The organism is Pseudomonas sp. 1L-E-NC-VB-C3 (genome assembly GCF_057291535.1).
The window spans coordinates 141,547-153,997 of sequence record NZ_JBXAWD010000013.1; the positions used below are offsets into that span (position 1 = coordinate 141,547).

The window sequence follows — 12,451 nt, forward strand, 5'->3', positions numbered from 1 at the left end:
TCCCCCTGCTCATTCAAGAAACTACGGTTCGCCCGCGCTCCTAGCGGGCTTTTTTTCGCCTCGGCTTCTCCATATCTTGCCGCTCCCCACCATATGCGCGACTCTGCCAGCAGATCCCTCGCCAAGGAGCGCTCGATGCCGCTGTTATCCCTGCCCTGCCCGCGCCTGACCCTTGCCATCCTCTCCCCCGATCAAGCCGAGCTCGAAAGCGCGTTCTACCAGCGCAACCTCCGCCACCTGGCGCCGTGGTCGCCCATCCGCACCACCGACTACTTCTCCACCGCCAACATCCGCCGTCGTCTCGAGATCCAGGCCAGCGCCTTCGAAGCCGGGTTAGCCATGCATTTCGCGCTGCTGTCGCCGGATGGTAAGCAGATGATTGGTGCGTGCAATTTCAGCGGGATTATTCGCGGGGCGTTTCAGGCGTGTTATTTGGGTTATCACATCGATGAGGCGCATCAGGGGCTGGGTTTGATGCAGGAGGGGCTGGAGGCGGGGATTGGTTATATGTTCGATGTGCAGAATCTGCATCGGATCATGGCCAATTACATTCCGGGCAATGAGCGCAGTGCGCGGTTGCTTGAGCGCTTGGGTTTTGAGCGCGAGGGCTATGCGAAGGCGTATCTGAACATCGCCGGACGTTGGCAGGATCATGTGCTGACGGCGCTGGTCAATCCGGGGTTCGAGGCGCCGGATCAGCGCTGGTCGCGGCGCCTGGGTTGAGTTGCGCGAAACCTGTCAGACAAAAATCCTTTCAGCTCTCGGGTTTGCGGCCGATACAGACCTGCTAACACCCCTGCTGGCTCAAAAGAACAACAATCTTCCAGCTTAACTGACGACCAAGAAACCCAACGTTTCTGGAGGATTTGCATGAATAGCTGGTTCGGTAACATCAGCGTGAACATGAAACTCGGCCTGGGCTTCGGCCTGGTGCTGGCCCTGACCTGCGTTCTGGCGCTGACCGGCTGGACCAGCCTCGGCGGCCTGATCGACCGCAGCAACTGGATGAGCGACATCACCCAGCTCAACGCTGGCCTGACCAAACTGCGCGTGGTGCGCCTGCAATACATGCTGACCAACGGCGACGAAACCGCCGCGCAGAATGTGCAGACCACCCTGGAAAGTTTCGCCGCTCAGCAGCAGGCGCTGATCAGCAAATTCAAGAGTCCGGAGAACGTCAAGCTGCTCAAGCAGCAGGCCGCGACCATCGCTGAATACCAGACCTCGCTGAACAAAATGCGCAACGCCTATCGCACCGGCAACAGTGCGCGCGACACCATGAGCGTCAACGCCCAGAACGCCTACAACCTGATCGAATCGATCAGCCAGCGTGTGCAGCAGTTGGAGTTGAGCGACCAGCGTTTCGAGCAGTTCCAGGCGGTTACTGCCGCGAAGGAAGCCTTCATCCTCGCGCGCTATGAAGTGCGTGGTTACACCGCGACCAGCAACGCCGAGACCGAGCAGAAAGCCGTCGGCCAGATCGACGCGGCCATCGCCAGCCTCAAACCGCTGAACGCGCAATTTGCCGCGTCTCAGCAGGATGCCCTGCGCCAACTGGAAACCGCGCTGACCAGCTATCGCAGTGCGTTGATGGCGTACAAGAACGCCAACACCGAGGCGGTGCAGGCGCGTAAGGAAATGACCGATCAGGGCACCACCATCGTCGCCCTGAGCGAACAGCTGTACCAGATTCAGCTTGATCGCCGTGACGCCGAAAGTGCCCAGGCGCGCACCTTCCAGTTGATCAGTACGTTGCTGGCGCTGCTGGTTGGCGTGATTGCGGCGGTAATCATCACCCGTCAGATTACCCGCCCGTTGCAGGAAACCTTGGCCGTGGTCGAGCGTATTGCCAGCGGCGACCTGACCCAGAATGTCACCGTTACCCGTCGCGACGAACTCGGCGTGTTGCAGCAAGGCATCGCGCGGATGGGCGTGACCCTGCGTGATTTGATCAGCGGCATCCGCGACGGCGTTACCCAGATTGCCAGCGCCGCTGAAGAGTTGTCGGCCGTGACCGAGCAGACCAGCGCCGGTGTGAACAGCCAGAAAGTCGAGACCGATCAGGTCGCCACTGCCATGCACGAAATGACTGCCACTGTGCAGGAAGTTGCGCGCAATGCTGAGGAAGCGTCGCAAGCTGCCGCTGCGGCGGATGGCGAAGCCCGTGAAGGCGACAAGGTGGTGAATGAGGCCATCGCGCAGATCGAACGTCTGGCCAGCGAAGTGGTGCGTTCGACCGAAGCGATGAGCGTGCTGCAACAGGAAAGCGACAAGATCGGCAGCGTCATGGACGTGATCAAGGCTGTCGCCGAACAGACTAACCTGCTCGCACTCAACGCCGCGATCGAAGCAGCGCGTGCCGGTGAAGCCGGGCGTGGGTTTGCCGTGGTGGCCGATGAGGTGCGCGGTCTGGCTCAGCGTACGCAGAAGTCGACTGAGGAAATCGAAGGTCTGGTCGCCGGTCTGCAGAACGGCACCCAGCAGGTTTCGGCAGTGATGAACAACAGCCGCGCGCTGACCGACAGCAGCGTCGCCCTGACGCGCAAGGCCGGCGCCTCGCTGGAAAACATCACCCGTACAGTGTCGAACATCCAGTCGATGAACCAGCAGATCGCCGCCGCTGCCGAACAGCAAAGCGCCGTGGCCGAAGAGATCAGCCGCAGCATCATCAACGTGCGCGACGTGTCCGAGCAGACCGCAGCGGCGAGTGATGAGACGGCAGCGTCGAGTGTTGAACTGGCGCGGTTGGGTGGTCAGTTGCAGCAGATGGTCAGCCACTTCCGCGTATGACGTTGGTTTTGCGCTGAGGCTGAAACCGAATCGCGGGCAAGCCCGCTCCCACATTGGATTTGTGTGGCTCGCAGGATTTTGAGCTCACCGAAAATCCCTGTGGGAGCGGGCTTGCCCGCGATGGCGATGGGTCAGTCAAACCAACGTCGCCTGACACTGCGCCTTCGCGAGCAGGCTCGCTCCCACATTGGATTTGTGTGGGTCGCTGGATTTTGAGCACACAGCAAAATTCCTGTGGGAGCGGGCTTGCCCGCGATGGAGGTGGGTCAGTCAAATCAACATTGCTTGACGCTGCGCCTTCGCGAGCAGGCTCGCTCCCACATTGGATTTGTGTGGGTCGCTGGATTTTGAGCACACCGCAATACCCCTGTGGGAGCGGGCTTGCCCGGGATGGCGGTGGGTCAATCAAATCAACATTGCTTGACGCTGCGCCTTCGCGAGCAAGCTCGCTCCCACATTTGGATTTGTGTGACTCACCGGATTTTGAGCGCACAGCAAAATCCCTGTGGGAGCGAGCCTGCTCGCGAAAGCGGTGGGTCAGGCGAATCAACAGTGCCTGACACTCCGCCTTCGCGAGCAGGCTCGCTCCCACAGGGGTCTATGGTGTCAGGACTATTCGGGATAACTGGTGATTTTGCGGATGCTTTGGTACAGCGGTTTGAGCTGCCGGTACATGCGCAGGTAAACGTCTTTGTACAGTTGCTGGTAAATCTCCTGCGCCTCGGGTTGTGGGTTAAAGACCGCTCCAACCCGAGTCATCGCCGCAATGGCCGATGGGAAATCCCTGTGCAGTCCCAACCCCACCGCGCAGCATATCGCCGCCCCCAACCCGGAGGCTTCATACACATGCGGGCGCTCTGCCGGCAGGCCGAAGATGTTGGCGGTCAGTTGCATGGCGGCGTCGCTTTGTGAGCCGCCGCCGGCGACGCGCAGGCGTTTGATCGAGACTTTTGAGCGCCGCTCGATGCTCTCCATGCCCTGGCGCAACGCGTAGGCCAGGCCTTCGAGAATCGCGCGGTAGATGTGCGCGCGGGTGTGTACGTCGCCGAAGCCGATCATCGCGCCTTTGGCTTCCACGCCCGGTTCGCGGATGCCCGGTGACCAGTACGGTTGCAGCATGAGGCCCATCGAGCCCGGCGGCACCGCGTCGACCAGTGCGTCGAACAGTTGCTCCGGTTCGATGCCTTGCGCTTTCGCCTGCTGCATTTCGCGCAGGCCGAATTCGTTCTTGAACCAGCTGACCATCCAGTAGCCGCGATAGATCATCACTTCGCAGTTGTACTGATCGGGCACGGCCGAGGGGTACGGCGGGATCAGCGGGACGATTTCCAGGTAGCGCGAGCGGGTGCTGGTGATGGTCGCGGTGGTGCCGTAAGACAGGCACACGGTGCGCGCATCGACCACGCCGGAGCCGATCACTTCGCAGGCCTTGTCCGCGCCAGCGGCAATCAGCGGTAGCCCTTCGGGAATGCCGGTGTGCCGGGCAGCTTCGGCGCTGATGTAGCCGAGGGTTTCGCCGGGTTTGTGCAGGGTTGGCAACTGCTCGGGGCGCACCGCCAGTGCCTGCCATTTCCAGTCGCGCGGCGCCGCCCACTTCAGCCGTTTGAAGTCGAAGGGCAGATAGCCGACGCAACAGCCGATGGAGTCGACGAAGCGCCCGCACAAGCGATGGGTGAGGAAGCCTGAAAGCAGTAAATACTTGTCGGTCGCCGCCCACACCTCGGGCTGATGCCGGGCGATCCAGTTGGCCTCGGCCTGGGCGCGGAAATAATCCACCGTCGCTTGGGCGCCGACCAGTTTGAACAGCCAGCCCCACGGCCCTTTGATGCCACCCTCGACCTCAGCCTGACGTTGATCGAGCCAGACAATTGCCGGGCGCAGCGGTTTGCCCTCGGCGTCGACATTGATCACGGTGCCGCGCTGGGTGGTCAGGGACACGCCGGCAATCTGCGCACGGTCGATGCCGGTCTGCTGCCAGAGTTGCTGGCAGGCCTCGCCGAGTTTCGCCCAGTAATATTCCGGATCCTGCTCGGCCCAACCGGGTTGCGTCGAGTAGTACGCCTGCAAGTCGACTTTGCCTTTGCCGAGCAGATTGCCCTGCAGATCGAAGAGCAACGCACGCACGCTCTGGGTGCCGTTGTCGATCGCTAACAGGTATTTCATGGTGTGATCTCCGGCAAGCCGTGATCGCGCAGCCAAAGCAAACGATAGCGCTGGATTTCCGTTTGCCAGCGCTCATCATCCCAGGCCAATCGTGGCTGGCACAGCGTGCGGATCGCCGGGAAAAAATCCTCGCCACCGCGCGGCAGCAATAGGCCCAAACGGGTGCGACGCAGCAGCAAATCATCCAGGTGCACAACCATTTCCGCCTCGCAGGCAAACGCCAGCTCTGCCCACAAAGTATCGGTGGCGCCAACCGTTTCCAGAGCGAGTTCGCCGAGCAATTGCGCCAGCCTCGACAGGTCTCGACCGTGACGTCCGGCCAGGCGTCGCCATTGATTGCCGCTCAGTCCCGCGATTGTCAGCGGCGGCACAGCGGCGAACACCGGCGCGCCGTCATCGACAAAAGAGCGCCCGAGCATCCCCGCACAAGCCTTGAGCACTTCGATCGCTTGCGGGCGAAATGTGGTCAGTTTGCCGCCGGCCAAAGTCACGCAACCGGGCTCTTGCCACAACACATGTTCGCGGGTTTCGTTCGACGGTTTGCCCTGCTGCGCACCCGTCGCGCTGCCGACCACCGGACGCACGCCTGACCAGGTCGAGAGCACGTCGTCGACACCAATTTCGGCGCCGGGAAATTGCTGCTGGCACGCGGCGAGCAGGTAGTCGAGTTCTTCGCTGGAAATGTGCGCGCTCTGGTCGAGATCGTCGCGGTGATCGAGGTCCGTGGTGCCGACCACCGTCGCGCCTTCCCAAGGAAAGACAAACACTGGGCGCCGATCGCGCTGATGCAGAAAAGTGAACGCCTGCGCCACTGGCAGACGCCAGCCCGGCAGTAATAGATGACTGCCGCGCAACGGGCGCAATTGCTTCGCGGACTCAACGGGACGCAAGCGCTCAGCCCAAGCGCCCGTAGCCACGGCCAGCACGCCAGAGCGCAATTGCAGCGTCGCCCCGCCCTCGCCATCTTCGATCTGAACCCCGCACACCCGCCCGCCTTCACGCAGCAGTTGCGTGACCCGCACAGCATTGATTATCACCGCGCCATCGGCCCGAGCCTCGCGCAGTACGCGCATCACCAGCCGCGCATCATCGGTCAGTGCATCGACAAAACAGCTGCCGCCGAGCAGGCCGTTTTCCTTAACCCCCGGGGCGAGAAAACGCAGTTGCTCGGCGTCATGAAAAGCATGGTTGCGCCGCCCCGCCAGCGCGTCGTACACCGAGAGCAAGCCGCCCATGACGCGCGGCCCGGGAAAGCCGCCGCGATAGTGCGGCATCATGAAACTCATCGGCTCGACCAGTCCCGGCGCTTCGTCGAGCAGGCGCTGGCGCTCGCGCACCGAATCGCGGGTCAGGCGCCACTGGCCCTTGGCGATGTAACGCAAACCGCCGTGGACCATTTTCGATGATCGGCTGGAGGTGCCCCAGGCAAAATCGCGCTGTTCCAGCAGCAAACAGCGCCAGCCTCGGCGTGCGGCTTCGCGGACGATTCCGGCGCCGCTGATGCCGCCGCCGATGACGATCAGGTCCCAGGTTTGATCCGCCAGCGTCGGTAGCATCTGCTCGCGCCACTGCGCGTTCCAGTTCGCCATCATGGCCGCGACTCTGGCAATAACGTGCCGGGATTGAGGCGCCTTTCCGGGTCGAAATGTTCGCTCAACGCCTGCAACGTCTGCAGCGCCAGCGGGCCTTTTTCGCGCAGCAGATACGGCGCGTGATCCTTGCCGACACCGTGCTGATGACTGATCGTGCCGTGGTTGTCGACGATGGTTTGGCTGGCCGCGTGTTTGAGCATCCGCCAGCGCGCCAGCGTCGCGGCATAGTCGGCGGCCGGGCGAAACACGTAAGTGGTGTAAATGCTCGAGCCTTCGCCGTAGACGTGCGAGAGATGAGTGAACACATGCACGCGCTCGCCCTCGGCGGCCAAGGCGTCGCGCAGGCTGTTTTCGATGAGGCTGAGCAAGTGGTCGACGTTGCTCCAGTCGGTGGCCGTTTCGAGGGTGTCGACCACGTAGCCGGCGTTCCACAGGTTCTCGCGCAGGTAGGGAAAACGGAAGCGGTTCTGCGCCCACTTCTTGCCCAGCAGGGTGCCGGTGAACACGCCGCCGAAGGCTTTCAGATGTTGGCGCGCGTGTTTCAGTGACAGTGCGTTTTGCTGGCGATTGCCGGTCACGCCGAAGGTCAGCAGGCATTTGCCGTCGCCGGCGCCGCGCAGCTTGAGGTACTTCACCAGCCAGGCGATCTGCTGCGGATGGCCGGCCAGCGCCAGTTGCGTTTCGGTTTCCACCGCGTTGGACAGACGCAGCATCGACAGCGGTACGCGCGCCTGCGCCAATTGGCGGATCGCTTGCAGCGCTTGCGGCCAGTCGGGCAGGAACACACCGTAGAAACGCTCGTCCGCCGGCAACGCGCTGACTCGCACTTTGACCTCGGAAATGATCCCAAAACGGCCTTCGCAACCGAGCACCACTTCACGCAGATCCGGGCCGGCGGCCGACGCCGGGAATGTCGGAATCTGCAAAGGCCCGGCGAACGTTTCCAGGGTGCCGCCAGCGAACAATTGCTCGATCCGCCCGTAGCGCAACGACTGCTGGCCGCTGGAACGACTGGCCACCCAACCGCCCAGGGTCGACAGCTCCCATGACTGCGGAAAATGCCCCAGCGTGTAGCCGCGCGCACGCAATTGGCTTTCCACTTGCGGCCCGCTGGCGCCGGGGCCGAACGTCGCCAGCAGGCTGTGTTCGTCGAGGTCGGTCAGACGATTCATCCGCGCCAGCGACACCGTCAGCACCGGGCGCGCGGAGTTTGGCGGATTGATGTGTCCGGCCACCGACGTGCCGCCGCCATAGGGAATCAGACAGAGGTCCTGATCATGGGCGAGGGCCAGCAATTGGCGGATCTGCTCGGCGGTTTCGGGAAACGCCACGGCATCGGGATAAGTACCCAGCGCGCCTTCGCGTAATGCCAACCAATCCGGCAGGCTCTGGCCGCGAGCGTGCAGCAGGCGATCGTGAGTATCGACGCTGTACAAGCGATGCGGCACCAGACGCGAGGTCGGCACTTGCGTCAACGCCGCTTCCAATGTCGCATCGGGCAATGCGCGGCCAGCGCCCAAGCGTTCGTGGAGAAATGTCGCGCCCTGGGCCGGCAGTTCGACCACCGTGCCTGCCTCTCCCCAGCCGTTCCAGCGTCGCATGCGTGTGTCCTTTTTCTGCCGTTGGATCAAGCTTGCATACTAGTCAGCGCTGGAGATCTGTCACGGTCGCATCCGGCCAGATCATGTAGCGAATGGCGCCAAACGTCCGGGCATTTACTTTCGCCGGGCAATCCACTTACCTTGCGGCATTCATTCGCTCACGCGCCGTCGATCAAAGGACCGCGACCATGCCATCGCTCGGCTTCACTTCCGTTCCGCCGCTGCTCAAATACCTGCGTCATGCCGAACAGTTGGGCATGGCCATCGAGCCTGCATTGGCGGCGGCCGGGTTGCAGGCGCAGCAGTTGAGCGACAACACCTTGCGCCTGCCGGGTGAGGTTCACGAGCGCTTGCTGGATTATTTCTGCGAGCACTCCGGCGATGGGTTGTTCGGGCTGCATGCGGCGAATTTCGTCCTGCCCAATTCGTGGAGCGTGCTCGGTTACATCACCATGAATTGCGCGACGCTGGGCGATGCGATGAGCCGGATCATGCCGTTCGAAAAACTCGTCGGCGACATGGGCGTCAGCCGCGCCGAGGTGCAGGGCGAGCACGTGCATCTGATCTGGGCCTGCCGTTACCAGCGGCCACGGATTCGTCGGCATCTGGTGGAAAATGTGCTCGGTTCGTGGCTGCACTATGCGCGCTGGATCGCCGACACGCAGCTGTCGCCGGCCTGCGTATGGCTGGAGCATGGGCGGCCGGATGCGGTGACGCTGGCCGAGTACGAGGCGTTTTTTGGTTGCCCGGTGCTATTCGATCAGGCGTATTCGGCGCTGGTGGTGCCGCTGGCGTATTTGCAATTGCCGCTGCGTCAGGCCGATGCGCAATTGCTGCGAACCCTGGAAGAACACGCGATGGGTTTGCTGGCGACGCTGGAAGATGCGTCGCTGGCGCAGCAGGTGAAAAACATCCTGCGCGGTTTGCTCAAGGAGGGCTTGCCGCGCAAGGAGCAAGTGGCGGAGCAGCTCAGCGTCTCGGTGCGCACGTTGCAGCGGCAATTGCAGCAGGCCGGGACGTCGTATCAGCAGATTCTCGATGAGCTGCGTCAGGAACTGGCCGAGCATTATTTGCTCAACAGCACGTTGCCGATTCAGGACATTGCGCAGTATCTGGGCTTCACCGAGCCGCGCTCGTTTCATCGCACGTTCAAGAGCTGGCGCGGGATGCCGCCGGGGGAGTTTCGGCTGCGGAATCGGCGGTGATGCTGATGGCCTCTTCGCGAGCAGGCTCGCTCCCACAGTAGTTCTCAGTTGCCTGCATTTCCGAGTTCACCGCAGCCCCCTTGTGGGAGCGAGCCTGCTCGCGAAGGCGTCATTTGCCACACCGATTAAACGCGTCTTGGCACAACTGTTTAAAGCCGCCAGACATTCAGCGAAACCACCCACAATTCCTTGCGCCGCTGCCTACGCCTGCGCCAGAATCCGCCGGCTTGTGCGCCTTGGGGCCTGCCGGTAACTTGATTCGGTCACCGATTTCTCAGTGACCGAGCTTAGCGGCTCGGACAGCATTCCGGTTGTACAAGTCCAATCCAGTCAGGCTCCCGCCTGCACTCGATGGTGGCTGTGCGCATGGCATCTTCGGATGCACCGGGTTGAATGCTTACCGGTCCGCTAACTTGCGCACAGCTGCCTCCCTTTGCTTAGCGGCGAAACGGATGCAGCTTCATAAGAGGCAAGCATTCATGTTCAAAGTAACCCCAAACCCGCCCCCCACCGACCCGGCATCCCCCTACGAATCCGCCGACTCGAAGAAATTCCACGAAGCCGCCGACCGCGCCCTCGACCATTACCTCGGCCCATCCAGCGCCGAATTCATGGCCCCGCCCTACAAATCCAACACGCTGTACATGGCCAATCCCGAGGCCGACAACGAATCGCTGTTGGCCGACGCCTGCGAAACCCTGGGGTCGGCGACGGTGATGCTCAACGATCAGGCGGGGCTGGTGAACGGCTCGCAGCGCAAGACGTTGCAGGGCATTGCGCAGATTGTGATGGTCGCGGAGATGGCGGTGAATCGGGTGCTGGATCGGTTGGTGCCGACTGATTGAGGGTTTTTGGGGGATTTGGTGTGGGCTGATTTTGGTGGGGTGTCAGGGATTGCCCTCACCCCAGCCCTCTCCCAGAGGGAGAGGGGGCCGACCGTGCGATGCTCACGAAATACGCCGACCTGAAATGATCGCTGTGAATCCATATTCGACACGGTCGTTCAGGTAGACGTTTGAAGCACGGTCAACTCGGTCGGTCCCCTCTCCCTCCGGGAGAGGGCTAGGGTGAGGGGCTTTTGATCTCAGGCATGCAGATCAAAGACTGATCGCATTGGTAAACACCAACCGATTGCCAAACGGATCGGCGATCGTCATGTCCTGACTCCCCCACGGCATCGCCTGAATCTGCGGATGGGAAAACTTATAGTCCTTGGCCATCAGTTGCTGCTGAAACGCCTCCAGCTCATCGGTCTCGATACGCAGCGCCGAACCCGGGCAGGCATCGCCGTGATGCTCGGACAGATGCAGCACACACTCACCGCGCGACACCTGCAGATACAGCGGAAAATTCGCTTCGAAGCGGTGCTGCCAGTCGATCTTGAAACCGAGAAAATCGACGTAGAACTCGACAGCCTTGGCCTCATCGAAGATCCGCAGGATCGGGGTGGTTTTGCCGAAGCTCATGGGGTGCTCCCTGACTGAATGGCCCCACAATGTAGACGGGGAGGATGTCAGCAAATCGGCTTGTGGATGGCTTTCTTTAATTGCACAGTGCCACTATGAGACATGGATCAAAAGATCGCAGCCTTCGATCTCCTGTAAGAGCTGCCGAAGGCTGCGATCTTTTGGCGCCATCATCATCAAAAAATCCTTCGCGCAAATTACCTTCGCGAGCCAGAAACCGCCCTGCCCTGCTGCCATTCGCCTGTCCGTTGCGATAACTCAACACGCCGTTGACCCACACCCCGTCAATCCCCTGCGCCGCCCGCTGCGGATCGTTGAAATCGGCCACGTCACGCACGGTCGCCGGATCGAACAACACCAGATCCGCCCAATGCCCTTCACGAATCTCGCCCCTTTCCTGCAAGCCAAAACGCGCCGCCGACAGGCCGGTCATCTTGTGCACGGCGGTGTGCAGTGGAAACAACCCGACGTCGCGACTGAAATGGCCAAGGACCCGTGGGAAAGCGCCCCACAGGCGCGGATGCGGGAACGGGTCTTCGGGCAGTCCGTCAGAGCCGACCATCGAAAGCGGATGAGCGAGGATTCTTCTGACATCGGCCTCGTCCATGCCGTAGTACACCGCGCCCGCCGGTTGCAGACGTTTCGCGGTTTCTTCCAGCGACAGTTTCCATTCGCCAGCGATGTCGATCAGGTCGCGCCCGCTGACTTCCGGATGCGGTGTTGACCAGGTAATGGTGATGCGGTGCGCGTCGGTGACTTGCTTCAAATCCAGGGTCGAGGAACTCGCCGCGTACGGGTAGCAATCGCAGCCGACCGGGTGGTTTTTCGCTGCCTCTTCCAGCGCTGCGAGCAATTGCGGACTGCGCCCCCAGTTACCGACGCCGGCGCATTTGAGGTGGGAAATGATCACCGGTGACTGCGCGTGGCGGCCGATCTGAAACGCTTCGTCCATCGCCTCCAAAACCGGGGCGAATTCGCTGCGCAAATGGGTGGTGTACACCGCGCCGAACGCCGTCAGTTCTTCGGTCAGTTGCATGACTTCATCGGTCGAGGCGTTGAAGGCGCTGGCGTAGGCCAGGCCGGTGGATAAACCCAACGCGCCGGCCTCCAGGCTGTCGCGCAACTGCTCGCGCATGGCGGCGATTTCGCCGGGTGTCGCGGTGCGCAACAAATCGTCGAGGTGATTGCTGCGCAGCGCGGTGTGGCCGACTAGCGCGGCGACGTTCAACGTGGTGTTGGCCGCTTCGACGGCGGCGCGGTAGTCGCTGAAACGCGGGTAGACGAACGCCGCTGCGCTGCCGAGCAGGTTCATCGGATCGGGTGGATTGCCCTTCAAGGTGACCGGCGAAGCACTGATGCCGCAATTGCCGACAATCACCGTGGTCACGCCTTGGCTAAGCTTGGGCAGCATCTCGGGTTGGCGAATGACCACGGTGTCGTCGTGGGTGTGCACGTCGATGAAACCCGGCGCCAGCACCCGGCCGGCGGCGTCGATTTCTTCGCTGGCGCGGGCGTCAGGCAGATCGCCAATGCGCTCGATGCGGCCATTGAGAATCGCCACGTCGGCCTTATAGCCGGGCGTGTTGCTGCCGTCGATAACCAGCGCGTTGCGGATCAGGGTGTCGTACTGCATG

Annotated in this window: 9 protein-coding genes and 1 pseudogene; 5 read left to right on the forward strand and 5 right to left on the reverse strand. The window is 62.0% G+C overall.

The features are described 5' to 3' along the window. Positions 1–135: 135 nt before the first annotated feature. From AC0Z5Z_RS21220 to AC0Z5Z_RS21230, 3 genes and pseudogenes are all read left to right on the forward strand, one after another. Positions 136–723: a GNAT family N-acetyltransferase gene (locus tag AC0Z5Z_RS21220; protein WP_056782846.1), complete on the forward strand. Its 588-nt coding sequence runs from the start codon at positions 136–138 to the stop codon at positions 721–723. A 282-nt stretch (positions 724–1,005) separates the two neighbouring features. After that, positions 1,006–1,884, forward strand: a pseudogene (locus AC0Z5Z_RS21225) (methyl-accepting chemotaxis protein); the annotation flags it as partial. 201 nt (positions 1,885–2,085) lie between these two features. Beyond that, the gene (locus tag AC0Z5Z_RS21230; protein WP_370593651.1) at positions 2,086–2,790 is read left to right on the forward strand and encodes a methyl-accepting chemotaxis protein; all 705 of its coding nucleotides are present in this window, start codon (positions 2,086–2,088) and stop codon (positions 2,788–2,790) included. Positions 2,791–3,402: 612 nt separating this feature from the next. Here AC0Z5Z_RS21230 and AC0Z5Z_RS21235 read toward each other — a convergent pair. The 3 genes from AC0Z5Z_RS21235 to AC0Z5Z_RS21245 are packed head-to-tail and all read right to left on the reverse strand — an operon-like array spanning position 3,403 to position 8,146. Next, a complete protein-coding gene (locus tag AC0Z5Z_RS21235) occupies positions 3,403–4,953 on the reverse strand; it encodes an FGGY-family carbohydrate kinase (protein ID WP_485611592.1) in 1,551 nt (516 codons plus the stop codon). Beyond that, the gene (locus AC0Z5Z_RS21240) at positions 4,950–6,545 is read right to left on the reverse strand and encodes a glycerol-3-phosphate dehydrogenase/oxidase (protein WP_485611593.1); all 1,596 of its coding nucleotides are present in this window, start codon (positions 6,543–6,545) and stop codon (positions 4,950–4,952) included. Before AC0Z5Z_RS21240 ends, AC0Z5Z_RS21235 begins: the two co-directional genes overlap by 4 nt. Beyond that, positions 6,542–8,146, reverse strand: a complete 1,605-nt coding sequence (locus AC0Z5Z_RS21245; protein ID WP_485611594.1) for an FAD-binding oxidoreductase — start codon at positions 8,144–8,146, stop codon at positions 6,542–6,544. The genes AC0Z5Z_RS21240 and AC0Z5Z_RS21245 overlap by 4 nt, the downstream gene beginning before the upstream one ends. Positions 8,147–8,334: 188 nt before the next feature. Between AC0Z5Z_RS21245 and gliR the strand changes: the two genes are divergently transcribed. Next, complete coding sequence (gene gliR / locus AC0Z5Z_RS21250) at positions 8,335–9,351, forward strand: AraC family transcriptional regulator GliR (protein WP_310220351.1); 1,017 nt, start codon at positions 8,335–8,337, stop codon at positions 9,349–9,351. 479 nt (positions 9,352–9,830) lie between these two features. Continuing rightward, positions 9,831–10,196 (forward strand): DUF6124 family protein, encoded by a 366-nt coding sequence (locus AC0Z5Z_RS21255; RefSeq protein WP_122699388.1) that lies wholly within the window; start codon positions 9,831–9,833, stop codon positions 10,194–10,196. Positions 10,197–10,448: 252 nt separating this feature from the next. Here the strand turns inward: AC0Z5Z_RS21255 and AC0Z5Z_RS21260 are convergent, their stop codons facing one another. Continuing rightward, the gene (locus AC0Z5Z_RS21260; RefSeq protein WP_016771789.1) at positions 10,449–10,817 is read right to left on the reverse strand and encodes a glyoxalase superfamily protein; all 369 of its coding nucleotides are present in this window, start codon (positions 10,815–10,817) and stop codon (positions 10,449–10,451) included. Between the two features lie 76 nt (positions 10,818–10,893). Next, positions 10,894–12,450: an amidohydrolase family protein gene (locus AC0Z5Z_RS21265; protein WP_476248836.1), complete on the reverse strand. Its 1,557-nt coding sequence runs from the start codon at positions 12,448–12,450 to the stop codon at positions 10,894–10,896. Position 12,451 lies beyond the last annotated feature (1 nt).